General features: G+C 62.4%; 25 protein-coding genes. 14 read left to right on the forward strand and 11 right to left on the reverse strand.

The window, feature by feature from the left end; all coding sequences use genetic code 11:
- Positions 1-2,172 (forward strand): CHASE2 domain-containing protein, encoded by a 2,172-nt coding sequence (locus ACN9MO_RS08610; RefSeq protein ID WP_057248809.1) that lies wholly within the window; start codon positions 1-3, stop codon positions 2,170-2,172.
- A gap of 202 nt (positions 2,173-2,374) precedes the next feature.
- Here the strand turns inward: ACN9MO_RS08610 and ACN9MO_RS08615 are convergent, their stop codons facing one another.
- Positions 2,375-3,391 (reverse strand): FecR family protein, encoded by a 1,017-nt coding sequence (locus tag ACN9MO_RS08615; RefSeq protein ID WP_058324038.1) that lies wholly within the window; start codon positions 3,389-3,391, stop codon positions 2,375-2,377.
- A 183-nt stretch (positions 3,392-3,574) separates the two neighbouring features.
- Positions 3,575-4,549 carry a FecR family protein gene (locus tag ACN9MO_RS08620; protein WP_425987094.1) on the reverse strand — a complete coding sequence of 325 codons (975 nt, stop codon included), beginning with the start codon at positions 4,547-4,549 and terminating at the stop codon, positions 3,575-3,577.
- Between the two features lie 320 nt (positions 4,550-4,869).
- On the opposite strand from ACN9MO_RS08620, the gene uvrB reads away from it, so the two are divergent.
- Complete coding sequence (uvrB, locus tag ACN9MO_RS08625; RefSeq protein WP_113133789.1) at positions 4,870-7,812, forward strand: excinuclease ABC subunit UvrB; 2,943 nt, start codon at positions 4,870-4,872, stop codon at positions 7,810-7,812.
- A gap of 177 nt (positions 7,813-7,989) precedes the next feature.
- On the opposite strand, the gene ACN9MO_RS08630 is transcribed toward uvrB, so the two are convergent.
- Positions 7,990-9,561 carry a hypothetical protein gene (locus tag ACN9MO_RS08630; protein WP_162733744.1) on the reverse strand — a complete coding sequence of 524 codons (1,572 nt, stop codon included), beginning with the start codon at positions 9,559-9,561 and terminating at the stop codon, positions 7,990-7,992.
- The gene (locus tag ACN9MO_RS08635) at positions 9,482-10,192 is read right to left on the reverse strand and encodes an SIR2 family protein (RefSeq protein WP_162261327.1); all 711 of its coding nucleotides are present in this window, start codon (positions 10,190-10,192) and stop codon (positions 9,482-9,484) included. The genes ACN9MO_RS08630 and ACN9MO_RS08635 overlap by 80 nt, the downstream gene beginning before the upstream one ends.
- Before the next feature lie 308 nt (positions 10,193-10,500).
- On the opposite strand from ACN9MO_RS08635, the gene tyrS reads away from it, so the two are divergent.
- Positions 10,501-11,763 carry a tyrosine--tRNA ligase gene (gene tyrS / locus ACN9MO_RS08640; protein ID WP_113133790.1) on the forward strand — a complete coding sequence of 421 codons (1,263 nt, stop codon included), beginning with the start codon at positions 10,501-10,503 and terminating at the stop codon, positions 11,761-11,763.
- A gap of 636 nt (positions 11,764-12,399) precedes the next feature.
- On the opposite strand, the gene ACN9MO_RS08645 is transcribed toward tyrS, so the two are convergent.
- Positions 12,400-12,753: a winged helix-turn-helix transcriptional regulator gene (locus tag ACN9MO_RS08645; protein ID WP_244495704.1), complete on the reverse strand. Its 354-nt coding sequence runs from the start codon at positions 12,751-12,753 to the stop codon at positions 12,400-12,402.
- A 164-nt stretch (positions 12,754-12,917) separates the two neighbouring features.
- Here ACN9MO_RS08645 and ACN9MO_RS08650 point away from each other — a divergent pair, with 164 nt between their 5' ends.
- Positions 12,918-13,802: an NAD(P)-dependent oxidoreductase gene (locus tag ACN9MO_RS08650; RefSeq protein ID WP_244495703.1), complete on the forward strand. Its 885-nt coding sequence runs from the start codon at positions 12,918-12,920 to the stop codon at positions 13,800-13,802.
- Positions 13,803-13,860: 58 nt separating this feature from the next.
- On the opposite strand, the gene ACN9MO_RS08655 is transcribed toward ACN9MO_RS08650, so the two are convergent.
- A complete protein-coding gene (locus ACN9MO_RS08655; protein ID WP_113133791.1) occupies positions 13,861-14,595 on the reverse strand; it encodes an LssY C-terminal domain-containing protein in 735 nt (244 codons plus the stop codon).
- A 216-nt stretch (positions 14,596-14,811) separates the two neighbouring features.
- Positions 14,812-15,453, reverse strand: coding sequence for a J domain-containing protein (locus ACN9MO_RS08660; RefSeq protein ID WP_093232964.1), 642 nt, complete (start codon positions 15,451-15,453; stop codon positions 14,812-14,814).
- A gap of 664 nt (positions 15,454-16,117) precedes the next feature.
- On the opposite strand from ACN9MO_RS08660, the gene ACN9MO_RS08665 reads away from it, so the two are divergent.
- Positions 16,118-16,330 (forward strand): cold-shock protein, encoded by a 213-nt coding sequence (locus tag ACN9MO_RS08665; protein ID WP_034788487.1) that lies wholly within the window; start codon positions 16,118-16,120, stop codon positions 16,328-16,330.
- A gap of 268 nt (positions 16,331-16,598) precedes the next feature.
- Here the strand turns inward: ACN9MO_RS08665 and dusA are convergent, their stop codons facing one another.
- On the reverse strand, positions 16,599-17,696 hold the full coding sequence (gene dusA / locus ACN9MO_RS08670) for a tRNA dihydrouridine(20/20a) synthase DusA (protein ID WP_057254294.1): 1,098 nt from the start codon (positions 17,694-17,696) through the stop codon (positions 16,599-16,601).
- A 292-nt stretch (positions 17,697-17,988) separates the two neighbouring features.
- On the opposite strand from dusA, the gene ACN9MO_RS08675 reads away from it, so the two are divergent.
- From ACN9MO_RS08675 to ACN9MO_RS08715, 9 genes are all read left to right on the forward strand, one after another.
- Positions 17,989-18,372 (forward strand): hypothetical protein, encoded by a 384-nt coding sequence (locus ACN9MO_RS08675; RefSeq protein ID WP_192494751.1) that lies wholly within the window; start codon positions 17,989-17,991, stop codon positions 18,370-18,372.
- A gap of 143 nt (positions 18,373-18,515) precedes the next feature.
- Complete coding sequence (locus ACN9MO_RS08680; protein ID WP_255570991.1) at positions 18,516-18,638, forward strand: hypothetical protein; 123 nt, start codon at positions 18,516-18,518, stop codon at positions 18,636-18,638.
- Between the two features lie 156 nt (positions 18,639-18,794).
- Positions 18,795-19,085, forward strand: coding sequence for a hypothetical protein (locus ACN9MO_RS08685; RefSeq protein WP_058324219.1), 291 nt, complete (start codon positions 18,795-18,797; stop codon positions 19,083-19,085).
- A gap of 206 nt (positions 19,086-19,291) precedes the next feature.
- Positions 19,292-19,684 carry a hypothetical protein gene (locus ACN9MO_RS08690; RefSeq protein ID WP_057254290.1) on the forward strand — a complete coding sequence of 131 codons (393 nt, stop codon included), beginning with the start codon at positions 19,292-19,294 and terminating at the stop codon, positions 19,682-19,684.
- A gap of 163 nt (positions 19,685-19,847) precedes the next feature.
- Positions 19,848-20,036 carry a hypothetical protein gene (locus ACN9MO_RS08695; protein WP_057254289.1) on the forward strand — a complete coding sequence of 63 codons (189 nt, stop codon included), beginning with the start codon at positions 19,848-19,850 and terminating at the stop codon, positions 20,034-20,036.
- A 197-nt stretch (positions 20,037-20,233) separates the two neighbouring features.
- Positions 20,234-20,470, forward strand: a complete 237-nt coding sequence (locus ACN9MO_RS08700) for a DUF982 domain-containing protein (protein WP_082616090.1) — start codon at positions 20,234-20,236, stop codon at positions 20,468-20,470.
- 332 nt (positions 20,471-20,802) lie between these two features.
- Positions 20,803-21,009 carry a hypothetical protein gene (locus ACN9MO_RS08705; protein ID WP_057254287.1) on the forward strand — a complete coding sequence of 69 codons (207 nt, stop codon included), beginning with the start codon at positions 20,803-20,805 and terminating at the stop codon, positions 21,007-21,009.
- 253 nt (positions 21,010-21,262) lie between these two features.
- A complete protein-coding gene (locus tag ACN9MO_RS08710) occupies positions 21,263-21,949 on the forward strand; it encodes a fumarylacetoacetate hydrolase family protein (protein WP_057254473.1) in 687 nt (228 codons plus the stop codon).
- A gap of 76 nt (positions 21,950-22,025) precedes the next feature.
- Positions 22,026-22,556 carry a gamma carbonic anhydrase family protein gene (locus ACN9MO_RS08715; RefSeq protein ID WP_057254285.1) on the forward strand — a complete coding sequence of 177 codons (531 nt, stop codon included), beginning with the start codon at positions 22,026-22,028 and terminating at the stop codon, positions 22,554-22,556.
- A 50-nt stretch (positions 22,557-22,606) separates the two neighbouring features.
- On the opposite strand, the gene ACN9MO_RS08720 is transcribed toward ACN9MO_RS08715, so the two are convergent.
- Genes ACN9MO_RS08720 through ACN9MO_RS08730 form a run of 3 tightly spaced genes read right to left on the reverse strand, consistent with a single transcriptional unit; the run spans position 22,607 to position 24,730 of the window.
- Positions 22,607-23,002: a Fur family transcriptional regulator gene (locus ACN9MO_RS08720; protein WP_057254283.1), complete on the reverse strand. Its 396-nt coding sequence runs from the start codon at positions 23,000-23,002 to the stop codon at positions 22,607-22,609.
- On the reverse strand, positions 23,002-23,832 hold the full coding sequence (znuB, locus tag ACN9MO_RS08725) for a zinc ABC transporter permease subunit ZnuB (RefSeq protein WP_112995598.1): 831 nt from the start codon (positions 23,830-23,832) through the stop codon (positions 23,002-23,004). Before znuB ends, ACN9MO_RS08720 begins: the two co-directional genes overlap by 1 nt.
- Complete coding sequence (locus ACN9MO_RS08730) at positions 23,825-24,730, reverse strand: metal ABC transporter ATP-binding protein (RefSeq protein WP_057254279.1); 906 nt, start codon at positions 24,728-24,730, stop codon at positions 23,825-23,827. The genes znuB and ACN9MO_RS08730 overlap by 8 nt, the downstream gene beginning before the upstream one ends.
- Between the last annotated feature and the right edge of the window lie 82 nt (positions 24,731-24,812).

Raw genomic sequence — 24,812 nt, forward strand, 5'->3', positions numbered from 1 at the left:
ATGACACGAGCCCAGCTGTTCGGCGTTCTCATCGGCCTCACAGTGGTGGCGTTCTTCACGGTCCTGCGCGCAAACGATCCGCAGCTTCTGAGGCAGGCGCGCGACGTCACCTTCGACGAATACCAGCGGATCGCGCCGCGCGGCTTCGAGACCATGCCGGTCAAGGTGATCGATATCGACGAGGCGTCGCTGCGTGAATTCGGCCAATGGCCCTGGCCGCGCGACCGCCTGGCGAATTTGACCAACCGGCTGACCGAGATGGGCGCGGCAGCGATTGCCTTCGACGTGCTCTTTGCCGAGCCCGACCGCCTGTCGCCGCGCACGGTCGTGCGCGACGTCGGCGGCGTCGATCCATCCTTCGTCGCAACCCTGCCCGATAATGACGAGATCTTTGCCCAGGCGATCCAAGACAAGCCGGTCGTGCTCGGTTTCGGCCTCACCAACGACGGCAGTTACCTGCCGTCGGTCAAGGCCGGCTTTGCCTTCACCGGCGAAACCGCTGCCGAGGCGCCGCCGCGCCTGCACGCCGCAACGCCGCTACGGCCCCAGCTCGAAGCCAACGCCGCCGGGCTCGGCCATATCAGCCTCAATCCCGGCTCCTCCTCCGCGGTGGTGCGGGCCGCACCGCTGTTCCTCAGCGACGGGCAGCAGTTCTACCCGAGCCTCGCCCTGGAGGCGCTGCGCGTGGCGCAGGGCGCCTCGACCTATGTGCTCGCCGCAGCACCCAACGTCGCCAACACGCTCACCGCCGTCAAGATCGGCGACTTCGTCGTGCCGCTCACCTCGACCGGCGAACTCTGGCTCTACGTCACGCCGGACACGACGGAGCGCTACATTTCCGCCCGGCGGGTTCTCACGGACGAAGCCTCCTCTCCGGACGTTCGCGCCGCGATCGAAGGCAGCATCGTCTTCATCGGCACGTCGGCTGCCGGACTGCAGGACGTGCGCACCACCGCGCTCGGGCAGAACGTGCCCGGCGTCTCCATCCATGCCCAGATCGTCGAGCAGATCCTCTCCGGCCGCTATCTGTCGCGTCCAGACTGGGCCGACGGGCTCGAAATCCTCTCGATCGCACTGGCCGGCACGCTGCTCGTGCTGTTGACCACTTTCGTCAGCCCCGTGGTGGCGCTGGTCTGCGGCCTCGCGGTCACGGTGTTGGGGCTCGCAGCCTCCTGGCTCGCCTTCTACTATGGCGGGCTGCTCGTCGATCCGCTGGCGCCGATCCTCGCCGCCTCGATCACCCATTTCTCCGCCACCGCCTATCGCTTCCTGGTGACGGATCGCGAACGACGCGAGGTCCGCCAGGCTTTTGGGCGCTATCTCTCGCCATCGCTGCTCTATCGCATCGAGCACACGCGCAATGCGCTGAGCCTTGGCGGCGACGACCGCGAGCTGACGGTGATGTTCGTCGACGTGCGCAGCTTCACCGAGATGAGCGAGCGCATGACGCCGACCGAGGTCGTCGCCTTCCTCAACACGCTGCTCGACGCGCTGAGCCGCCATGTGCTCGCCAATGAGGGCACGCTCGACAAGTTCATCGGCGATTCCATCATGGCCTTCTGGAACGCCCCGGTCGATGTGGTCAACCATCCGCAAAAGGCACTTCGCGCCGCGCTCGGCATGCGCGAGACCCTGGCCCGGCTGAATGCCGAAGACGCCTTCGGTTTCGGCTCCGGCCATGAGGTGCGCATCGGCATCGGCATCCATACCGGGCTCGCCTGCGTCGGCAACATGGGTGCCGAAACCCGCTTCAACTATTCGGCGGTCGGCGACACCGTCAACATCGCGGCCCGCATCGAAGCGGCCTGCAAGGACGTCAACTTCGACGTGCTCGTGTCGGAAGCAACGGCTGAGGCATTGCCGAATTGCGCGCTGCTGGATGCGGGAAGCCTGGGCCTCAAGGGAAAGACGACGCGAACCCGGCTTTTCGCGGTCGCCGGAGACGAGAACCTCGCCGCCTCGCCCGCCTTCGCGGAATTGCGGCTGCTGCATGACCGGCTCGTCTCGGTGCTACGCACGCGCGCGACCTCGAGCCGCAGCATCATCAACGCAGCGAAGCTGAAGTCTGCCGCCCTGGCACCGGGCCTGGTCGGCTTCTACGCCCGGATGTCGCGCCGATCGGAGCATTTCGCCGAAACGCCGGTCGAAGACGCCAAGCGCCCGGCGGAGTGAAACGTGCCGGACCTCAGCCGCAGACGACCGCCCGGCACATCGCCTCGACCTGGGCTCTCGGATCGTTCGCAAAGCTTTGATTTGTCGTTGGTTTAGCGCCGGCCCGCTTGTGCCTAGCGACAGGTCGTTGCCGACGCATCGTGAACGCTGCGCCGAAAGCGTTGGCAAACGACAGGCCGTCAGCGGCGCACACGGTCGGCGCTCAATTCTGGCTTTGGGTCTGGCTCTGGCTTTGGCTCTGTTCCTGGCGCTGCGTTCCACCGCCCTGTTGCGACTGTTCCTGCCGCTGTTCCTGTTCCTGGCGTTGGCTGCCCTGGCCCTGCCCTTGTTCCTGCTCCTGCCGCTGGGACTGTTCCTGCCGTTGGCTACCCTGTCCTTGTCCCTGTTCCTGGCGCTGCTCCTGCCGCTGCCGCTGGCTCTGTCCGCTCTGCTGCTGCCGCTGCCTTTGTTCCTGGCGCTGCGTCCTGGGTATCAGCGGTATTGGTTGACGCTGCTCGACGGCGGGGGGTTGCACAGTTTGCGGTTGGCGTTCGAGATCCTCCTGGAACACCGCCGCAAGGCTGCAGCCACCCCCCGCCCAGCCCAGCGCTCCGGACAGTCGTTGCCCACCGGAGAGGAAAGGAAGGGCTTGCGCATTGCCTAGTGATTTCAATGTATTGCGACTGACTCTTCTCGGATCGCTGATGCCGCCGCCAGGCTTGGCGACGACGCAGTCGCAACGCTGCGTCAATTGCCGGCAGCCGCCGGCGCCACAGAAGCTTGCGGCGCCGCTGAGCAGCACGACGGCGGTGGTGCCGTCGCGGCCGACATAAAAATCGAAGGCGGTGCCGCGAACGCCGATCGTGCCGGCCGGCGTGACGATTTGATAGGCGGAGTGCCCGGACTTGCCGCTGATCCAGCGGAACGTGCCCTTCGCGGCCATGATCGTCAGTTTCTTCACCGACTTGGCATCGTCATAGACGAACTTGTCGATGACCACCGACGAGCCCCAGCCGACCGCAAGCTTGGTGCCATCCTGGAAGACGAACTGGCCGAGACCGGACTTCGATGTCGAAATCCGTTCGTCCTTGTAGACCGGGTCCTTGACCGCGATCGGACCGCGTGCGCCGCTGACTGACGTGCGAATCTGCACCGCCTGGCCGACAGGTTCGGCGGCGATGGTCGGACTGAATGTCACGGCACAAAACGCGATGAGTGCGGCACCACGCAAGCAGAACATGGCACCCTCCAAAGTGCTATTGTTATCACGTCACAGGGATTTATGTCTTGTCGCCCAATCGGGGTAACGCCATGCCGCAACCGTAAGAGTTAGGCGGTCATGGCCGCTCGCCCAGTCGTGGCCATTGGAGGCAATCGGCGGCGTGCGCGGAAGGTACCGAGCGTCAGGCGGCCTGCCGGTTCGTCAGTCATTGTGATGACTGCGCCCCTTCTGATGCCCCTTGTTCTGATGGTCGTTGGCATGTTCGAGCACATCCTTGTGGTTGGCATCCTCGCCGCGGATATCCGGATGTTTCATCTCCCAGTGGCGATTGCGGTAGCCTTCTTCCTGCACAGGCTTCTGAGGTTTTTCCTCCGGCTTCTGAGGTTTCTCCTCCGGCTTGTGCGGCCTCTCCTCGGGCTTCGGTTTTTCCTCGGGAGGCCTTTCTTCGACGGCGGGGGGTTGCACAGTTTGCGGTTGGCGTTCGAGATCCTCCTGGAACACCGCCGCAAGGCTGCAGCCGCCCCCCGCCCAGCCCAGCGCTCCGGACAGTCGTTGCCCACCGGAGAGGAAAGGAAGGGCTTGCGCATTGCCTAGTGATTTCAATGTATTGCGACTGACTCTTCTCGGATCGCTGATGCCGCCGCCAGGCTTGGCGACGACGCAGTCGCAACGCTGCGTCAATTGCCGGCAGCCGCCGGCGCCACAGAAGCTTGCGGCGCCGCTGAGCAGCACGACGGCGGTGGTGCCGTCGCGGCCGACATAAAAATCGAAGGCGGTGCCGCGAACGCCGATCGTGCCGGCCGGCGTGACGATTTGATAGGCGGAGTGCCCGGACTTGCCGCTGATCCAGCGGAACGTGCCCTTCGCGGCCATGATCGTCAGTTTCTTCACCGACTTGGCATCATCGTAGACGAATTTGTCGATGACCACGGACGAACCCCAGCCGACCGCAAGCTTGGTGCCATCCTGGAAGACGAACTGGCCGAGACCGGACTTCGATGTCGAAATCCGTTCGTCCTTGTAGACCGGGTCCTTGACCGCGATCGGACCGCGTGCGCCGCTGACTGACGTGCGAATCTGCACCGCCTGACCGACAGGTTCGGCAGCGCTGACAGGAAGCGGTTGGCAAAACGCAGCACAAATCGAGATGAGTGCGGCGCCACGCAAGTAGAACATGGCACCCTCCAAAGTGTTATTGTTACCACGCTGCAGGGATTTATGTCTTGTCGCCCAATTGGAGTAACGTAACGGCACATCGCAACCGTAAGAGTTATATCAACGAGCCAGTCCGGCTCGTCGCGGTTGAGGCAAGCGTGACCCGGCCGTCGGCCCGAGTGGTGGCGCTGCCACTCGTTCGGCGCCCAGTCGTCCGCAAATTCAACGCCACGCCCCTGCCGTTTCGCGTGCAAAGTTGTCGCCGAAGCACTGCGAAATGTTGCCTTTTTGTACTCACTCGCCCCTTTTCTTTCGACCGGACTCTCGCCATATTCCCCGCCATGACCAAAACTCCGAAGAATGCCCCGCCGAAGCCCTCCACGCCGTCCGGTTTCGAAGAAGCGCCGCAGGCGCCCTTGTCCGGCACCCCGCTCAGCGGCAACGTCTCGGATTGGGTGAAGCAGCTCGAGGCGGATGCGGAAGCCTCCGCTTTCGAAACCCAGCGTCAGATCGCCTCCAAGGCCGGCAAGCACCGCAAGACGGTAGAGATCGCCGCCTCCAAGGCGGCGCGCAAGGCCGCGGGCGCGGATGACGAAGCACAGCCGAAGAAGGCCGGGAAGAAGAGCAAGGTCGAGATCGTCGGCAGCAAGTCCGCGCGCGGCACGTCGATGGGCGGCTCGACCGATCCGAAGACCCGCGCCGCCGCCGGCCTCAACCCGGTCGCGGGCCTCGACGTGTCGCTGGAGGATGCCGACAGGCTGACGGCCAAATCCGGCGTCACCGCCACGGTGGAAGCGCTGTCGGCGCTGATCGAAAGCGGCAACCCGCTGTTCAAGGACGGCAAGCTCTGGACGCCGCACCGGCCTGCCCGGCCGCCGAAATCCGAAGGCGGCGTCGAGATCCAGATGGTCTCCGATTACGAGCCGGCCGGCGACCAGCCGACGGCGATCGCCGATCTGGTCGAGGGCCTGACCTCCGGCGAGCGCAGCCAGGTGCTGCTCGGCGTCACCGGTTCCGGCAAGACCTTCACCATGGCCAAGGTAATCGAGGCGACGCAACGTCCCGCCGTCATCCTCGCGCCCAACAAGACGCTGGCCGCGCAGCTCTATTCCGAGTTCAAGAACTTCTTTCCCAACAACGCGGTCGAGTACTTCGTCTCCTACTACGACTACTACCAGCCGGAAGCCTACGTGCCGCGCTCGGATACCTTCATCGAGAAGGAATCCTCGATCAACGAGCAGATCGACCGCATGCGCCACTCGGCCACCCGCTCGCTGCTGGAGCGCGACGACTGCATCATCGTCGCGTCTGTCTCGTGCATCTACGGTATCGGCTCGGTCGAGACCTATACCGCCATGACCTTCCAGATGAGCGTCGGCGACCGGCTCGACCAGCGGCAACTGCTCGCCGACCTGGTGGCGCAGCAGTACAAGCGCCGCGACATGGATTTCCAGCGCGGCTCTTTTCGCGTGCGCGGGGATACCATCGAGATTTTTCCGGCCCACTTGGAGGATGCCGCCTGGCGCATCTCCATGTTCGGCGACGAGATCGACGCGATCACCGAGTTCGACCCGCTGACCGGCCAGAAGACCGGCGACCTGAAGTCGGTGAAAATCTACGCCAACTCGCACTATGTCACCCCGCGCCCGACGCTGAACGGCGCCATCAAGGCGATCAAGGAAGAGCTGGTGCACCGGCTCGCCGAGCTGGAAAAGGGCGGCCGCCTGCTCGAAGCCCAGCGGCTGGAGCAGCGCACCCGCTACGACATCGAGATGCTGGAAGCGACCGGCTCCTGCGCCGGCATCGAGAACTATTCGCGCTACCTCACCGGCCGCAACCCCGGCGAGCCGCCGCCGACGCTGTTCGAATATATCCCCGACAACGCGCTGCTGTTCATCGACGAGAGCCACGTCTCCGTCAGCCAGATCGGCGGCATGTATCGCGGCGACTTCCGCCGCAAGGCGACACTGGCCGAATACGGCTTCCGCCTGCCCTCGTGCATGGACAACCGTCCGTTGCGCTTCGAGGAATGGGACGCGATGCGCCCGGACACGATCGCCGTTTCGGCGACGCCCGGTAGCTGGGAACTGGAACAATCCGGCGGCGTCTTTGCCGAACAGGTCATCCGCCCGACCGGCCTGATCGACCCGCCGGTGGAAGTGCGCTCGGCGAAAACCCAGGTCGACGACGTCTTGGGCGAAATCCGCGAGACCGCCGCCGCCGGCTACCGCACGCTCGTCACCGTGCTCACCAAGCGCATGGCCGAAGACCTCACCGAATACCTGCACGAACAGGGCATTCGCGTGCGCTACATGCACTCCGACATCGACACGCTGGAACGCATCGAGATCATCCGCGACCTGCGCCTCGGCGCTTTCGACGTGCTCGTCGGCATCAACCTGTTGCGCGAGGGCCTCGACATTCCCGAATGCGGCTTCGTCGCCATTCTCGATGCCGACAAGGAAGGCTTCCTGCGCTCCGAGACCTCGCTGGTGCAGACCATCGGCCGCGCTGCCCGTAACGTCGACGGCAAGGTCATCCTCTATGCCGACCAGATCACCGGCTCGATGCAGCGCGCCATGGACGAGACCAGCCGCCGCCGCGAAAAGCAGATGGCCTACAACGAGGCCAACGGCATCACGCCGGAATCGGTAAAGGCGAAGATCTCCGACATCCTCGACTCGGTCTACGAGAAGGACCACGTCCGCGCCGACATCTCCGGCGTCGCCGGCAAGGGCTTCGCCGACGGCGGCCACCTCGTCGGCAACAACCTGCAGGCCCACCTTAACGCGCTGGAAAAACAGATGCGCGACGCCGCCGCCGACCTCGACTTCGAAAAGGCCGCCCGCCTCCGCGACGAGATCAAACGCCTCAAGGCCGCCGAACTGGCCGCCTTGGACGACCCGATGGCGCGGGAAGAGGCAAGGTCGCAGGAAGGGGGCAAGCGGTCCGGCTCCTCGACGTCATCCTCGTCCTCGGGTTCAACCCGAGGATCGAGCCGAGGATCCAAGACCACGGACGAAAAGTCTCTCTTCCAGAAGCCCGACCTCGACGACATGGGCCGCGACGTCGCGACACCCGCCGGCTCGGACAAATCGCTATTCCGCCGGAACACCCTCGACGAAATGACTGTCGGCCGCACCGAAAAGCCGGTGATCGGCCATGTCCCGGATAAACCGATCCTCACCCGGGCGAAACCGGGCGTCGGGTCCTATGAGGATCCGGTGGACGAGAAGCGGCAGAAGGGCCGGACGAAGGGCAAGACGGGACGGCCGGGGCGGTAGGCAAATCAGGAAAGACAACGACTCGGTGCCCGCGCTCGGAAGACGGCAAACTGCCAAGCAAGGGCGAGCCCAGTGCGTTGTGGGGAGATGTCTCGCAGGATAGAGAGGGAGAAGCCCTCCTCCTCCGGCAAGACACCCCCTCTGCTCAGAAGATAGTCGGTCCGGGGCGGCTGCAAGCTAAATCAAAGCTCTAAGATTGCGCAAATTGTCCCCAACCTCATGATCCTTTGGGAAAAGTTTCTCTGCTTCGAGCAAAAGGTCGCGAACACGCTGCATCTGCGTGCTCGACATCACACCGCCGCGCTCTAGATACTCTCGCGCTCCGCGGAACATGGTAACATACGGGTGCACCGACTTCCGCGCCCAGCTTTTTTCAATCTTGATTGCGCGGTCTGAACAGTCAAAAGCTTCGTTGAATGCGCCTACTCTCGAGTACCCCGGGACAACCATCTGAATAAACAATATTTTACTTAGTGTGGTTAGTGGCAGCGGATGATTTTCGATGGACGCAGCATGTCTCGCGTTTTGGACTGCCGAGTCCAAGTATTCAGTCATTCCACGAACGCCTGAGCTATTGTGACGCGAAACATTCATGAGCGCCACCTGCTCCCAGTATCGCGAGTTCCACTGCCACGCTTTTTGGGTCGCCTCATAAAACGCAGGGGCCAAGTCTCCCAGTATGCCGTCGACCACAGAGTCAAAATCGAATAAGCGGCTCGCCAATCGTGCTTCAGAACTGCGCTGTTTAATCGCTTTTCGGTTTACGCGTGGTGCAAGTGTAATTGCGAGCCTAGTAAAAATATCCAGAAGTCGGCGCGGATCGCGCTTCGACATATTGTCGAGAATACGCATCGCGATCGTAGAATTCTGCGGTACGACATGCGTATTCGTACGACGGTCATAATATGACAAAGGCAGTGCATGCTCTTTGCTAAGCTGCTCTCTGTATCCCTGGGATCCGAGAATACTAGAGAGAATCTCGTGACGAACGCCACCGCCGAAACAATGCTGAGAAAGGGCCGCTATCAGATATCTGTTTTGATCAACTTCGTTGCATTCCTCCATCAAGTCGAAGGCAATTCTGTCGAGCGGCCTGAAGTCGTTGAGGACCCTGCAACATACAACCGCCATCGGATCATCAGCGGCTGATTTTATAAAGCCGTTTAGATCTCTGATTGCACGTGACGTTCCGACAATGCCTAACTCTGTATACCGCTCAACTATAGCCTCAACATCGACCGCACGCATCTTTAGCGCCGCAGCGCGATGATAAGGGACGCCGGACAAGCTCTGAAATAAGTATCTATTTCTGTACCCTCTCTCTGAAGCAAGAACGACTAGATCTTTTTTCCGAGTTTTTGATACAATTTCAGCAAACGGGGACACTTGGTTTGCAAAATTATCAACAACTATTAAGAGTGTACCTTCTATACCGTCAACAATGCTTAATGTCTTATCATACTCCAACCGACTCAATGCAGAGCACACCAGGGTGTGAATTCCTCTTCTAGATATCTCAAAAGCAACTCTTCTGACGACAGTTGTCTTTCCGGTGCCAGGCTCATCTGTCAGAATAATAATTCTGCTCTCTTCTACTGTATTATTTAGCAGATTTTCGACATCATTAATAATGGAGGATGTTATCGAGCGACTGACATCAAACCCAGATTCAAAATCCGACCATTCTGGAGCGTGCCCGTAGAAGAACCTCGACGCGGATTCCTGGGGCCTTTGGCTCGACGGAACCAACTCGAAATCGGAATAGAATGCCAGAGCTTCTGCACCAGTTATCTTTTCGGGAAGAATATTTCTGGATTCCGTTGGTGAGAAACTGCGAGAGAACAGTCATCCAAGGACTGTTCTCTTTCATTACTTGTATGTATTCGTCCCGTGCAAAGACGTAACCTTTCGAAGCGTGCGTCACAGAGCCATGTAGCTTGACCAGAAGCAAATCGGAAAGAACCCGCTCATCGTTGTAGTCGTCGCGAAAATGTGCTGTCACAAGTTTCTGCTTCGCACCTTTTAATCGATAAGCTGCCTCCAACGCGTCATCGATATTCCAAGTAAATGCTCGGCGCCAAACGAACGTTGAGAGAGTCGATAGCGTCGCGCCTGCGGTGCATCCAGAGAACCTTTTTGTAATGTATTGATCAACTTCGGATTCACTGAGAAGTGCGAAAACTTTTTGAAGAGATTTGTTCTTCGAAACACCCTTCAAATCACATAATTCGTCGCGAAGAGTGGTTCCAGACGGCAGCTTCCCGATACTATTTTCGGAATCAAGGCTAACACCGGCACCCAATAGCAAATTATACTGACCTGCCTTAAGGGACGACACAAATGCATCATGTTGCTCATTGCTAATTTTGACAAACGACACCGCAAAAACCTCCACCCAATTCCGACTGTAAATTGTCAAATCTATCAGGTACACTACCGATTACGGCGTGCATATAAAGATTGAATTGCCGAAAAATACAACTCTACACGGCCACGATCCCCACCCTTGCCGCCTCCCCCATTCCTCGCTACAACCACAGCATGATCAAAACCGCGCTCATCGCTGCCATCTATTATGCGACGTCCCCATAGGGAGCGGCGCGTTTCGATCATGTCTTGAAACAAGCCGCCGTCAGGCGGCTTTGTTTTGTTCGGTGCTCCCTGGCGGCAATGCCATGGAGAGCTCTAATGACAATTTCCGACAATCCCACTGACGCCTTTGAGCCGCGCTCGACGATCACCGGGACGCTGCTCGAGCGCGGCTATGTCAACCAGGTGACGGACCTTGAGGGCGTCGATCGCGCCTTTGCGGCCGGCATCGTGCCTGTCTACGCCGGCTTCGATGCGACGGCGGACAGCCTGCATGTCGGCCATCTCTTGCCGATCATGGCGCTTCGCCGGCTGCAGCAGGCCGGGCACAAGCCGATCGTGCTGATCGGCGGCGGCACGACGCGGATCGGCGATCCGAGCTTTCGCTCGGCGGCACGGCCAATGCTGTCGGAGAATGAGATCGCGGCCAATATCGCCGGCATCCGCAAAGTGTTCGAGCGGTTGCTGACCTTCGGCGACGGCCCGACCGATGCTGTCATGGTCAACAATGCCGATTGGCTGGACCGGATGGCCTGGATCGACATGCTCCGGGACGTCGGCAAACACTTCTCCGTCAACCGCATGCTCTCCTTCGACAGCGTGAAAACGCGGCTGGAACAGCAGGAGAACCTGAGCTTCCTCGAGTTCAACTACATGATCCTGCAGGCGGTCGATTTCCTCGAACTGTTTCGCCGCACCGGCTGCCGGCTGCAGCTCGGCGGCGGCGACCAATGGGGCAATATCGTTGGTGGCGTCGATCTGGTGCGGCGGATCGAGGGCGCGGAAGTCTTCGGCATGACCACGCCGCTGCTGACGACGGCATCGGGCGTCAAGATGGGCAAGACCGCGGCCGGCGCCATCTGGGTGAACGAGGACCGTCTGTCGCCCTACGACTACTGGCAGTTCTGGCGTAACGTCGAGGATGCCGACGTGGTGCGCTTCCTCAAACTCTTCACCGATCTGCCGCTCGACGAGATCGAAAGGCTGGGTCGCGCCGAGGGCGCGGACCTGAACGTGGTCAAGGAGCGCCTCGCCAATGAGGCAACGGCGCTGGCGCATGGAGCAGACGCAGTCCGGCGGGCGCAGGCGACGGCGCGGCAGGCATTCGGCGGAGGTGAAGCGGCCGAGGGGTTGCCGACGGTCGTGCTGAGCGATGCCGAGCGCCTGAAGGGCATAGGTCTCGTTGACCTCGTGGTACGGGCAGGACTGGCCTCATCGAAGGGCGAGGCACGGCGGGCAATCGCCGGGCGCGGTGTGCGCCTGGACGGAGAAGTCGTTGAGGATGCAGAGACAATCGTCTCACTCGGCGAGCATCCGGTTCGGCTCTCGCTTGGCCGCAAGCGCCATGCCGTGGTGAAGTAGCGCAGCGATCACGCGTCCCACCGCCCGCATTCCCATGCCTGTCACAGGCATCCCCCTGCCGCGCTGCGGCGGGGGGATGCGCCGACCAATACGAGAAAGTCTTCGTTATGGCTCGGGATCTCTCGCCGCGCGGACGCGCGGCGGCTGGATCTCTGTGACAAGCACAGAGATGAGGGTGGACAGGATTGCCGCTACGAAGATCGTTGCCCCCAAGGGAACCGGATGCCAGGGATGAAAATTCCGCAGGCGCAGGAAATCTCGGGCACCCAGAGCCACAGGATTCGACGTCACAACGGCATCTGACGAAGTGCCGCGGCCGCGTACCACCTTGCTCATTCCTGTGCTTGTCACAGGAATCCAGCCGCGCCGAATCGGCGGCGCGAGGGGATGCGTTGCCCCGAATGCGCGAGCACCCAGCGTACCGGCTCGGCATACCCCGCCGCGCGGACGTGCGGCTGCTGGATCTCTGTGACAAGCACAGAGATGAGGGTCGAGCGGGCTGTGACCGCTAAGATCGCCGCTCCGGAGGGAGGTGCTCAGGGGCGTGGACACAAGGGCGCGGTCATAAGGGCGTGCCCAAAGGCGCGCGCGCTTGCGGGTGCCGCCACTGTTTCACCCGGGCGACGCTACCGCCGGTCAGACCGCAGCAACCACCCTCGCCTCCGGCCGCACCTCGTCATCGCCGCCAAACTCCTCGCCCCACTTGCAGAGAGCCGCCGCCGCCACGTTCAGCGCCGCGCCGCGTTCGGTCAGCGCGTACACCACCTTTGGCGGGATTTCCGGATAGGTGGTGCGGCTGACGAGGCCATCGGCCTCCAATTCACGCAACTGCTGCGCCAGCATCTTCTCGCTGATTAAAGGGATCGCCTGGCGCAGGCGGCCGAAGCGGCGGGCGGCCTTGCCGAGTTCGCAGAGAATATCGACCTTCCACTTTCCCTCGATCGCCCTGAGCGCAGTTGCAAAGCCGCAGTTTTCCATTGCTGTCGTCACATCATCCTCCCTTACGTCGCGGTAAGCACTTACCATCCGGTGCGTATTGCGACCCGGGCCGCCCACCTTACGTCTGAACCGCGACGACAACCGCGTCGCTGTGGAAATCAGGGCGGGATAAGGGTGCAGGCGCCCTTCCCGCGCCATGGATATGGAGACTGGGAATGCAACCTGCAATCAGCGTATTGGGAATGGGGCGCATGGGATCGGCGCTGGCGCATGCGCTTCTCAAGGCCGGGCACCCGACGACGGTGTGGAACCGCACGCCGGCAAAGGCGGCGCCGCTCGCTGCCGCCGGGGCCGAGGTGGCGGCAAGCGTGCGCAATGCGGTCGCCGCATCTGAGGTCGTCATCGTCAATGTCAGCGACTACCAGGCGACGCAAAGCCTTCTGCGCGACAAGGAGGTCGCCGGTGCCCTCGAGGGCAGACTGATCATCGAACTCACGTCAGGCACGCCGGATGGTGGCCGCGAGGCGCACGGCTGGGCGCAGCGGCAGGGTGCCCGCTATCTCGACGGCGCGATCCTGGCGACGCCGGACTTCATCGGCACCGAAGCGGGCACGCTGCTTGTCTCCGGTCCTTCAGCTGTTTTCGAGGAAGGCCGTAACGTGCTCGGCGCCCTCGGCGGCAATGTCCAGTTCATCGGCGAGGATCCGGGCCTCGCCAATGCGCTCGACAGCGCCGTGCTGGCGCTGATGTGGGGCGCATTGTTCGGTGCGCTGCAGTCGATCGCCGTTTGCCGGGCCGAGGCGATCGATCTCGGCGTGCTGGCAAGACAATGGACGGCGACGGCGCCGGTGGTCGAGGGGCTCGTCTCCGACCTCATCAAACGCAGCGCCGCCGGGCGCTATGACGCTGATGCCGAAACGCTCTCGTCCGTATCGCCGCATTACAGCGCGTTTCACCATTTGGTCGACCTGATGGAAGCCCGCGGCATCGACCGCACGATCACTGGGGGATACGAGGCGATCTTCCGCCGGGCGATCGAGGCCGGCCACCTGCACGACGATTTCGCATCGCTGTCGCAGTTCATGGGGCAGCCGGCGTAAGTCGAAAGGCGCGCTGGGGGCTGGCTCCACAAGGCGAGGCAGCACGAGCCGCCGAGCCTCACTTGGCAATCCCCGCGCCGCTGCCCACTGCTGCCGGCCCGAGCACACCGACCAAAGCCTTGCCGTCGGTGAAATAGGGGTCGCCGCCGCCGTTGCGGCCGGTCTTGGTGGCACCGACGCCGGGGATTTCATAGGTCGACGAAACCTGCCCCGCCTTCTTGAGGTCGCCGATCACCAGATCGCGTTCGGCATCGAGATCGGGGCCGATGTGGTGGGTGATCTGGCCGGTGTCGTGGCTCAAGCCCACGCCGCGGTCGAAGCTCGCCGAACCGAGCCAGAGCGGGCCACCGCCCTCCGCAGGCGTCGCGGTCTGCCAGAAGCGCACATGGTTGCGCTGGTCGGCGCTGCGGCCGACCGGCTTTTCGAAGGCCAGATCCTGCTCGCGACCCTCGTAGAACAGCGGACTGACAGGTGCATCGAGATCCGGGCGGTCGAGCACGACGCTGAGGCCTATATCGACGGACGATCGCAGCGTGACCTTGTCGGCAGCATCCCAGCCTGCGGCGTTAAAGGCGCGGATGATCTGCTCCTTGGAGCCGACCAGCCCGACATTGATCGGATCACCGGGAATGCCCTGCTCCGTCGATGTCACCATGGGATTGAGCGGAACCTTCCGGCGGTCATCGTGGAAGAGCCATAGCTCCGGGACCAGGAAGTAGCTGACCGCGAGGTAGGCGGCGAGCACGATCCCCAGAAGAAGAAAGGCAACGCGCATGTTCAAGCGACGGCTCATGCCACTCTCCTTCGCTCCAGGCTATGGCGGAGGTCCCGGCCACCCGGGACAGACGCAGACTATGACACCGACAGAAGCCGCTGCACAGCGGCGGCGCGTAGGCGAACGCCGCCGACAGCAGGATCGGCGATCAGGGAGCCGGCAGCCGCATATCAGGCGCGGCCATGCCTTTCGTCGCAAAGCCAGAACGAACGCGACAGCGCCCGAGGCGGCGCCTTACTCCGCCGCGTGCGCCTTCATCTCCAGCGCCTCCAACTCGTAGCTGTAGCCTTCCAGCATCTCATAGGCCTGCTCTATCGTCTTGATCTGCTCGTCGGCATTCTTGATCGCCTCGGCGATTGACCGCGAGCGGGCGCGCAGCATCGAGCCGAGCACGTCGGTCTCCGGCCGGCGGCCGAGGCGGTCGAGGTGCTTGCGCACGCGGGCGCGGTGACGCTCGAGCTCGAGAATATGGAAGCGGCTCTTGACGATATCGTCGGAGAGCTTGCGCCGCATGGCGGCGACAGGATCGAAGGTTCCGGGCTCGCGCTCGTCGAGAATGAACTCGTTGACCAGCGTTTCCAGCATCATCAGCCCCTTGAGGTCGCGCGGATCGGCGAGCTGCGGATCGTAGCCGGTGTCGTCATAGACCTTGCGGCGCACGGGATCCTTGAGCAGCTCATAGGCCACCTGCAGCCGCGCAAACTGTTCGGGATCGCCGCCGGAATCCGGATGCGCGGATTTCGCCGCCTTGCGATAGGCGCTGCGGATCGCCTGATTGTCGGCGTCGCGTTCCAGTCCAAGCAATTCGTAAGGGTCGATCACGCTGTCCCCACTTCGTCTGTCATTTCCGCCACCCGGTCGAGCCAGCCGGCGCATTCTCTGGGCGACACTTCGCCCTCTGGGCGACACTTCGCCCAGTCTTCCCGGTTATCGCCCGGCCAAGGCGACTTAATCGTCCAGGCTAGGCGACCTTCGTCCGCTCCAGGCGGAATGTCGGCCCGTCGCCTTTGCCAGTGGCTACGCCATCGCCAGCGAAGACGGAACCAACCTTCGGTAAAGCCTGCGCGTTATCCCGAGGATGTGCAAGCCTTAGGCACGCGGCCAAGCGCAACGACAGCATCCGCTGCGATCCGCGACCGGCCCCGTCGGCGGCGCGCACGTTCGGTCGCGGTCGGGACGAAATTGTGTCGAGAAACGGACCGTCCCCGATTTTTCTGCCGGAGGCGTGAATGGAGTGGCGAGAAATCGGCCAAAGCCTTGCAAAGCCTGACACTCCGCGCCTTGATGCGTCGTACAAGGCGCTTGCCTTTTTCTGCAAATCCTGTCACTTCTTGCGCCGTTCGGGCGATTTCTATCCCGGAGACTGGACTTTCAACTGCGCCCGGCTTCGTGCCGGACCGCCGGCATCGGCACCGTAGACGTCTTTTCCCCGATATCGTGACCACTCGACGCCTTTCCGCTTGCAAGCGGAAGACGAGATGCCCACATCCCCTCGGGGGCGCGGGCAACGCAAATTGACTGAAGGAAAAGGACTTCTTCCATGGCCACCAAGGGCATCGTAAAATTCTTCAACCAGGACAAGGGCTTCGGCTTCATCACGCCGGATGGCGGCGCGAAGGACGTGTTCGTACACATCTCCGCCGTTCAGGCCGCTGGCCTCGCAACGCTCAAGGATGGCCAGCAGGTCACCTTCGACACCGAGCCGGATCGCATGGGCAAGGGCCCGAAGGCCGTCAACATCCAGGCTGCCTAAGCCGGATCGTCCGGTCGGACATTCATTTGGAAACGGCGCTCCGCAGGGGGCGCCGTTTTCGTTTGGGGGCACGAGGTTTTGGAAGGCACGACTTCTGATCCCCTCATGCCTGTGCTTGTCACAGGCATCCAGCCGCCGCGCGTCGGCGCGGCGAGACCTCCCCCAACGACAATTGACCTCTGTCCTCTTCTGCGCCGCAGACGCGGCGCTGCTGGATTCCTGTGACAAGCACAGGAATGAGGGAAGAAACTTCAAGCGCCAGCCGACGCTATTCCGCCGCCTGCTTGGCCGCCATGGCCTCGAACACCGCGTCGAAGGCAGCGTGGATCACTTCGGGCCCGGCGCCCTTGCGCGTCGCGTCGGCGGAAAGCAACTGCCGATAGCGCCGCGCGCCCGGCCACCCCTGGAACAGACCGATCATATGGCGCGTCACATGGATCAGGCGGCCGCCATTGGCGATATGCGCGGCGGCGTAGTCCGCCATCACGTCACGAACATCCGCCCAGAAATCGAGATCGAAGCGATGGCCGCGCTCGGAGAAGGCGTTGGCTTCCTGCATCACCGGCGCCGCCCCGGTCAGCGGATGCGGGAAATGCCCATCCGCCGCCGTCAGCATGGCGCTGTCGTGATAGGCCGCACGGCCGAGCATCACGCCATCCAGATGCTGCAACTGCTCAAGCGCCTGACTCAACGTTTGAAGGCCGCCATTGATGCCGATGAAAAGATTGGGATTTTCCTGCTTCAGCCGATGCACGAGACCATAGTCGAGCGGCGGGATCTCGCGGTTCTCCTTCGGGCTCAGGCCCTGCAGCCAGGCCTTGCGCGCATGCACCCAGACGGCATCCGTGCCAGCGTCGACGACCCGCGAAACCAGTGCTCGCAAGGCCACTTCCGGGTCCTGATCGTCGACGCCGATGCGGCATTTGACCGTGACCGGGATCTTCACCGCCGCCTTCATCGCCGCAACGCAGGCAGCCACCGTCTCCGGTTCCTGCATCAGGCAGGCGCCGAAGGTGCCGGATTGCACCCGGTCCGACGGGCAGCCGACATTCATGTTGATCTCGTCGTAGCCGAAGTCTTCGGCGATAACAGCCGCTTCCGCCATCTTCCGGGGATCGCTGCCGCCAAGCTGAAGCGCGACCGGACGCTCGGAAGCATCAAAGCCAAGCAGCTTCTGCTTGTCGCCGCGCAGGATCGCATCGGCGACGATCATCTCGGTATAGAGCAGCGCATGCCGCGACAGTTGCCGCGCAAAGAACCGGTAGTGCCTGTCCGTCCAATCGATCATAGGCGCCACGGCAAAGACCGGTGCGTTGAAATAGTGACGGTTGCCCGGATTTCCGGGCTGTGCGCGGCCTTCTGCCATGCTCGATCAGCTCTCGTTATTCTGGTTTTGCGCGCCGGCGCTACACTGTAGCACTCACGGCAGATTTGCAGCACTGGCGCCCGATTGGCGCCAAAGCCCCCAGATGGGACGGCGCCTTATACAGCGCAACGCCGAAGAATGCGAGACCGTGTCGAACGACACGGCCCAGCCCCCGATTCTCGCCCCCCTGCAATGCGGTGATAGCCGCATGACGGCCCCTATCCGATTGATATTGCAGCCGCACGACGCGCCGGGTACAACCTGCGCGGCAACGACACATGGGGAACAACGAATGCTGAAATACCTCTCTCTCGCACTGGCTGCTCTTGCGCTTTCGGGCTGCCAGCCGCCGGCGCCGGACTCCGTTGTGGCGTCGCAAAAACCGCCGTCGGCAGCGGTGCGCAAGGAGTATGTTGCAGTGATGCGGGCCATCGACGCCAAGGGCGCCCAGTTCAAGATGGCCGAGATATCGAGTGTGGTCTTGCTCAGTCCCGAAGCCAAGATCTACGCCTTCTGTGTCCGCTTCAGGGAAACCCGGATCCAGGAGGTATTGCAGGTCGGCGGTTATGCCTTGCGCGATGGGAAGATCGTCGACTCGAGCTCGTACGATTCCCGCTGCAGCGACAAGCGACTGCGCTGGTACGACTTCCCAGAACTCCGCTCGATGCGGAGCTGATGGGATCACCACTCCAGCCGCGGCAGAGCGCCTCAGCGAGGAGCGCTCGCCCTCCGGTCCCCCCGCCGGCAATCTGGTTTCCATTTTGTTAAGCAGAATCTCCGATTGTTCCGCTTTGACATGATCGTCGTCGGAGCGAAGACATGAGCTACGATTGGAGCGGCGCACGGCGCCGGCGGACAATAGCGACCGTCATAGGGGCAGCGTTCCTTCTGGCGGCGCTGGCCGCCACGGTTGCCGCGGCAGTGGCCGGCAGCATCTTCTGAGATACCCCTTTTGGGTGAGGCAGGCGGCGAAGGCCGCCTGCCTGTATTCGAAGAACCAACGCCGGACCGAACCGCTTGCCGAACTCCGGCCAACTTGCCTTCTTCGTCGGGAATTGATCGCCTTTCGCCGCAACCAGCAAGCGAAGGAATCACGCGATGTCGAAATCCCCGGACGAAATGAGCAATGAAGAGCTGCGCCTCCATGGCGACGCGGCCCGGCTCGGGCAACTCTCGATCCTGAATGCGACGGTCGCGGCTCTCGTCATGCAGGCCGGAGACAAACAGGCGATCGTCGATTCCATCGCCAATTGCCTCGCCGATCTCAAGGCCGCCTGGCAGAACGAAACGGATGCGAGCTCTTTTGGCGAAGCGGCGATGGCCGGCGCGCAGGCGTCCGCCAATCTCTTTCTCTACTTCGCAGGCCCGCCCGCGCGGCACGACGCGTGACGCGATCCGCCGTCACCACCGCTTCCTGGACTTGACAGAAGCGACCGAAGGCGATTACAGCGCCGCGCGTCTATCGAGATGCCAGCGGTCGCTGTCCAGGAACCTGCTCCCTAGTTTCGCCCATCAATCGATTCCGAACTAAGGATTTGCACGGTAAGGCAGTGCCCCCTGTATCGATACAGTTGACAGGAAAAAGGACGGACGGCATGAAACGCGCGATCGCGGCACTGCTCACGCTTCTCTTGGCCGGATGCCAGTCGATGGAGTTGGAGGCGCCTGAAGTCGCAAGGCCGAGACCGGCTGCCCCCTCCGTACCGACGCTTTCCGGCGACGCGCTCCAGGCCTTCCTCGTCGGAAAGACGCTGCGCTACAACCTCAACGGCGTCAATTCCACTTTCTACGCCGACGGCCGCTACGGCTATCGCGACTACGAGGTGCGCGACGGCGGCAGCTACACGATCACTGGCGACGAGGTTTGCATCACCTTCGAGGACGGCGGGCGGCGCTGCGACCAGTATGCGCAGATCGGCCCCGACTATTATCGCATCGAGGAAGGCGGTCGCCGCACCAAGGTCGACCGCGTCGTGCCCGCGGCCTGATAGCCGATCTCCGATTAATCGCTAGACCACTGGAACCCCTCATTCCCAAGGGGTCAAATTCGCTTGCGTTCTGCCATAGTGCCGGGGGGGGAAATGGGTGCTGCGGGAGGAACAGGTGGCCCCTTTGCGAGCGACACAATGCCTTGCCCTGTCGAAGGGTGACATGGAGAGGCTGCAACGTGTCTTCGACGAGCTTTGCCGGGAACAGGGCTGGGCACGCGACGGCGAACGGGCGCGGCGCCATGCCCGCATGCTGATCGACGACTACCTTGCCGGCAATACCAACGAGATGCACCTGCTTCTTGCAGGACGCGCCTTTGCCGAGCGCCTGCGGCACGACGTCTCCCTTTAGGGTCGTGGCGTCCTTTTCGGCCATCGCCGCACGCCGCCAGCGCGTGCAGCGCGCTGATCAAACACGGAAAAGCTGCTTACAAATCCCTCCTCCTGCGCTACATTAGCAAGATCGACTGTCGATGCCGCTTGAGAGGAGCCAGGGGGCCGACAGCCGCAGTGCCGACATTCATTGAGATGATCTCGAGGAGGAGACGCATGCAAGTAGTCTGGAAACAGCCGATCGAGCTCGACTTTGTTGGCGGCATGTGCCGCACCGTGAAAGGCCCCTCAGACGCGCTCGCCTGCCTTGCCGACCATTGGCCCCGCCGCGGGCCGTTCTATGTTGCCGCCCGCAGTGCCTGCCGCGCCGCAATCGATGGTCGCCGCACGGCCGAGGAGGCGCGAACGCTGTTCATATCGGCTGCCGAAGAGGCCGAACTGGACGCTCACTGAGGCGCAACCGCGCCGGACCGTATCCCGCCGCACGAAGCGGCGCACGCTCGCCAGCGGCGGGCGCAAGATGACGTTTTAGTTGAAGCCGCAGACCCCAATACCCGTCGACGAACGGCTCAGATACCGGGCATTTGCCCAAAAACCGCATCATCTCGGCGCATTATCGCCCAATCATGCATGATTTTTCCAGAAACGGCCCGATTTCTGTCGTGAAGCCTTCACTTCTTCCGGCTATATTCTGAGGTGCCTCACAAAAACCAATTTCGGAGCGCTTTATTCCCCGCAAGGGAATTAAAAAAAAACGATAGAAAACGATATACGGGAGAGAACATATGAGCGAGAGCAATCTCTATCGCATCGTTGAAGTCAGCGTGAAGCGTGAAGGTGGCCGCCGTGACGTCGGTATCATGACGGTGCGCCAGGCCCTTGAGCTTCCCCAAGTTCCCAGTCTCGAATACAGCCATCCGGAGCTCAATTCGCGTTCCGACGGCAGGTTCCTGACCCGCGATCAGCTTCAGGCCTACGCACACTGCGCCTGAGTTTGCCGCTCACGGCATCCTCTCGGCTGCCGTGATCTCGCGCGCCCATCCGGGCGCGCTTTAGTCCCAAAATCCTTCTCAAACCTTCGTCTTATTTTTCATCGGATCGATTCCGATTCGCGGATTTATGCAGTAACGTCCGGATTCTTCCCTGCCTCGCTCGAAACCGCACTCGGTCGACGGCGAGCGCCTATCAAACGCGCAGCGATCTTTCTGTCCGTTGAGACCGATGGACGCCCAAGACCGGACGATCATGGAAACTATCATCCCTCCTCCGCTTCCCGTGCTGCTGCCGATCTCAGGCAGTCTGGTCGGCTTTCCGGTTCGCCGGGTCTATTGCGTCGGCCGCAACTATGCTGCCCACGCCATCGAGATGGGGCACGATCCGGATCGCGAACCGCCGTTCTTCTTCCAGAAGAATCCGGACAACCTGCTTGCCGCCGGTAGCGCCTTCCCCTATCCGCCGCTGACCGCCGACGTCCATCACGAGGTGGAACTCGTCGTGGCGCTGAAGCGCGGCGGCAGCGACATCGCCGTCGAGGACGCGCTGGATTGCGTCTACGGCTATGCCGTCGGCATCGACTTCACCCGCCGCGACCTGCAGGCCGAGGCCAAGAAGGCCGGAAAGCCCTGGGCTGCCGCCAAGGCCTTCGAACATTCCGCTCCGGTCTCGGCGATCGCGCCGGCCGAAGCGATCGGCCATCCGGTCAACGGCAATATCTGGCTGAAGGTGAATGGCGAAATGCGCCAGCAGGGCGATCTCGATCAGATGATCTGGAAGGTGCCGGAAGTGATCGCCGAGCTCTCCAAGCTCTTCACGCTGGCTCCCGGCGACGTCATCATGACCGGCACGCCCTCGGGCGTTGGTGCCGTCGTGCGCGGCGACCAGGTCACCTGCGGCGTCGACGGCGTCGCGGCGCTTGCGGTTACAGTTCTCTAGAGCGCCGTGCCAGGAGCGGCATAACGCGCTCTTCCTGGCATTGCATCATTTCAGACGACATGAAGGATACCTGCCGATGCCGCTTTATGCCCTTGGATCGCTTCGCCCGCAGACCCCGCCGAACGGCGGCTACTGGGTAGCCCCGGATGCCAACGTCATCGGACAGGTCGAGATTGGCGACGAGGTTGGCATCTGGTTCGGCGTGACGCTGCGCGGCGACAATGAGCCGATCCGGCTCGGCGCCCGCACCAATATCCAGGAAAACGTCGTCATCCATGTCGACCCGGGCTTCCCGGTCACGATCGGCGAAGGCTGCACCATCGGCCATGGCGCCATCATCCACGGCTGCACCATCGGCGAGAACTCGCTGATCGGCATGGGAGCGACCGTGCTGAATGGCGTCAAAATCGGCCGCAACTGCCTGGTCGGTGCCAATGCGCTGGTGACCGAGGGCAAGGAGTTTCCGGACAATTCGCTGATCGTCGGCGCGCCGGCCAAGGCGATCCGCACGCTGGACGACGCTGCTGTTGAAGGGCTGAAGCGCTCGGCAGCGCACTACGTCAAGAACTGGCGGCGCTACGCCTCCGATCTCACCCGGCTGGATTGAACCCCAGGCCAATCCGAAAAGGCGGTCCGCCCTGATTGGCGGGACCGAACTTACACGCAGCTCTGGCAATGGCCGCGGATCTCGATCGTGGTCTTCTCGGTCTTGAAGTTCTGCGCCCGCGTCAGCGTCGAAAGCCGCTGCTCGATCGCCTCGTCATGAAACTCCGTCACCTGGCCGCAGCCCTCGCAGATGGTGAAGGCGGTGACGCCGTGGTCGTGCTCGTGATCATGCGGGCAGCTACAGGCGACGAAGGCGTTCAGGCTCTCCAGCCGGTGCACGAGGCCGTATTCGAGCAGCTTGTCGAGCGCGCGATAAACCTGCAGCGGCGCACGAAAACCATGATCGCGCAGCTTGTCGAGGATCGTGTAGGCGCTCATCGGCCCTTCGGAATGGCTGAGCGCATCCATCACCAATGTCTGGTTCTTGGTCAGTTGCGGCGTCGCCATCAGTGGTGTCCTCCGGGCGTGGAATGATGCGCTGCCTCAACCGGGCGGCGGCCGATCGGTAGCAGACTCAGAACGAAAAGCCCAACCGCAGCAACGACGATAGACGGTCCCGATGGCGTATCCCAGTGCAGCGAGCCGAAAAGTCCGCCGGTCACCGCGAGCGCACCGATGACGGATGCGAGAACCGCCATCACCTCCGGCGAGGTCGAGAAGCGCCTTGCGGTCGCGGCCGGGATGATCAGCAGCGAGGTGATCAGCAGGATGCCGACGATCTTCATGGCGATCGCGATGACAAGCGCCATCAACAGCATGAAGAAGAGCCGCGTGCGCTCAGGCTTCAGCCCCTCGGCTTCCGCGAGTTCCGGATTGACGGTGGACGCCAAGAGCGGCCGCCAGAGATAGACGATGGCGAAGATGACGAGAATGCCGCCGCCCCAGATGATGTCGATGTCGGATTCGGAGACAGCCAGAATGTCGCCGAAGAGGAAGCCGACGAGATCGATGCGCACCCAGGTCATGAAGGCGACGATGACGAGGCCGAAGGAGAGCGCCGAATGGGAGAGAATGCCGAGCAGCGCATCGGTTGAAAGCGCCCCTCGCCGCTGCAGGAAGAGGAGCAGTACCGAGACGACGGCCGCGACGATAAAGACACTGAGCATCAGGTTGAGCTCGAGAAGCAGCGACAGCGCCACGCCGAGCAGCGCCGAATGCGCCATGGTGTCGCCGAAATAGGCCATGCGCCGCCAGATGACGAAGCAGCCGAGTGGCCCGGCCATGACGGCAATGCCGATACCGGCGATCAGCGCGCGCACGAAGAAATCGTCAAGCATCGCGCTTCTCCTTCATGTCGTAACCATGCAGCCGCGTATGGTGGCCGCACCCGCAATCCTCGCCGTGGTCGTGCACGTTTTCCTCGTCGTCGTGGTGGTGGCCGTCGCCAGGGAAGCAATGTTCCGTAATCGATCCGTCGGCATGGAGCACCCGACCATCGGGCAGATGGGTATGGTCGTGATGGTGGCTGTAGACCGCAAGCGTATTGGCCGCCCGCCTACCGAAGAGCTTCTGGTATTCCGGGCTCTGGCTGACGGCCTGCGGCGTACCGCGGCAGCAGACGTGGCCGTTCAGGCAGACGACCGTGTCGGTCTCGGCCATGACGATGTGCAGGTCGTGCGAAATCAGAAGGATGCCGCAGCCTGTGCGGTTGCGGATCTGTTTGATCAGTTCGTAAAGCGCAATCTCGCCGCTGAAATCGACGCCCTGCACCGGCTCGTCCAGCACCAGCAGGTCGGGCTTGCGGGCGATGGCACGGGCAAGCAGCGCCCGCTGGAACTCGCCGCCCGACAGATGCTGGACTTCAGCTTTCGCCAGATGCAGCACGCCGGTCGCCGAAAGCGCTTCCTCGATCTCCCTGCCCTTCAAGGGGCCGGTCAGCGTCATCAGCCGCTCGACCGTCAAGGGCAGTGTCCAGTCGACGGCGAGCTTCTGCGGCACGTAGCCGACTTTCAGGCCCGGCTTGCGCTCGACATAGCCCTCATCCGGCTTCAACACGCCGATCGCCGCCTTTGCCGTCGTCGATTTGCCCGAGCCGTTCGGCCCGATCAGCGTGACGATCTCGCCCGGGCTGATCGAGAATTCGACGCCGCGCACCAGCCAGCGGCCGTTGCGGCGCACACCGGCATTGCTGATATTGACCAACGGCAGCGTGTCTGGGGAGCGGAAATTCAGCATGAAAAAATTCCGGATTGGATGGTTGCCACTGGCTATCGCACACGTTATAGCATAACGCAATTGATGTAATAACATTACATGA

It is taken from the genome of Ensifer sp. R-19 (assembly GCF_049905105.1).
Classification (GTDB): domain Bacteria; phylum Pseudomonadota; class Alphaproteobacteria; order Rhizobiales; family Rhizobiaceae; genus Ensifer.

Bases quoted from the DNA above. Each gene is read 5' to 3' on its own strand.
- ACN9MO_RS08610 (WP_057248809.1), top strand. From the start codon at position 1: ATGACACGAGCCCAGCTGTTCGGCGTTCTCATCGGCCTCACAGTGGTG.
- ACN9MO_RS08615 (WP_058324038.1), bottom strand. From the start codon at position 3,391: ATGTTCTGCTTGCGTGGTGCCGCACTCATCGCGTTTTGTGCCGTGACA.
- ACN9MO_RS08620 (WP_425987094.1), bottom strand. From the start codon at position 4,549: ATGTTCTACTTGCGTGGCGCCGCACTCATCTCGATTTGTGCTGCGTTT.
- uvrB (WP_113133789.1), top strand. From the start codon at position 4,870: ATGACCAAAACTCCGAAGAATGCCCCGCCGAAGCCCTCCACGCCGTCC.
- tyrS (WP_113133790.1), top strand. From the start codon at position 10,501: ATGACAATTTCCGACAATCCCACTGACGCCTTTGAGCCGCGCTCGACG.
- ACN9MO_RS08650 (WP_244495703.1), top strand. From the start codon at position 12,918: ATGCAACCTGCAATCAGCGTATTGGGAATGGGGCGCATGGGATCGGCG.
- ACN9MO_RS08655 (WP_113133791.1), bottom strand. From the start codon at position 14,595: ATGAGCCGTCGCTTGAACATGCGCGTTGCCTTTCTTCTTCTGGGGATC.
- ACN9MO_RS08660 (WP_093232964.1), bottom strand. From the start codon at position 15,453: ATGCGCCGGCTGGCTCGACCGGGTGGCGGAAATGACAGACGAAGTGGG.
- ACN9MO_RS08665 (WP_034788487.1), top strand. From the start codon at position 16,118: ATGGCCACCAAGGGCATCGTAAAATTCTTCAACCAGGACAAGGGCTTC.
- dusA (WP_057254294.1), bottom strand. From the start codon at position 17,696: ATGGCAGAAGGCCGCGCACAGCCCGGAAATCCGGGCAACCGTCACTAT.
- ACN9MO_RS08675 (WP_192494751.1), top strand. From the start codon at position 17,989: ATGCTGAAATACCTCTCTCTCGCACTGGCTGCTCTTGCGCTTTCGGGC.
- ACN9MO_RS08680 (WP_255570991.1), top strand. From the start codon at position 18,516: ATGAGCTACGATTGGAGCGGCGCACGGCGCCGGCGGACAATAGCGACC.
- ACN9MO_RS08685 (WP_058324219.1), top strand. From the start codon at position 18,795: ATGTCGAAATCCCCGGACGAAATGAGCAATGAAGAGCTGCGCCTCCAT.
- ACN9MO_RS08690 (WP_057254290.1), top strand. From the start codon at position 19,292: ATGAAACGCGCGATCGCGGCACTGCTCACGCTTCTCTTGGCCGGATGC.
- ACN9MO_RS08695 (WP_057254289.1), top strand. From the start codon at position 19,848: ATGGAGAGGCTGCAACGTGTCTTCGACGAGCTTTGCCGGGAACAGGGC.
- ACN9MO_RS08700 (WP_082616090.1), top strand. From the start codon at position 20,234: ATGCAAGTAGTCTGGAAACAGCCGATCGAGCTCGACTTTGTTGGCGGC.
- ACN9MO_RS08705 (WP_057254287.1), top strand. From the start codon at position 20,803: ATGAGCGAGAGCAATCTCTATCGCATCGTTGAAGTCAGCGTGAAGCGT.
- ACN9MO_RS08710 (WP_057254473.1), top strand. From the start codon at position 21,263: ATGGAAACTATCATCCCTCCTCCGCTTCCCGTGCTGCTGCCGATCTCA.
- ACN9MO_RS08715 (WP_057254285.1), top strand. From the start codon at position 22,026: ATGCCGCTTTATGCCCTTGGATCGCTTCGCCCGCAGACCCCGCCGAAC.
- ACN9MO_RS08720 (WP_057254283.1), bottom strand. From the start codon at position 23,002: ATGGCGACGCCGCAACTGACCAAGAACCAGACATTGGTGATGGATGCG.
- znuB (WP_112995598.1), bottom strand. From the start codon at position 23,832: ATGCTTGACGATTTCTTCGTGCGCGCGCTGATCGCCGGTATCGGCATT.
- ACN9MO_RS08730 (WP_057254279.1), bottom strand. From the start codon at position 24,730: ATGCTGAATTTCCGCTCCCCAGACACGCTGCCGTTGGTCAATATCAGC.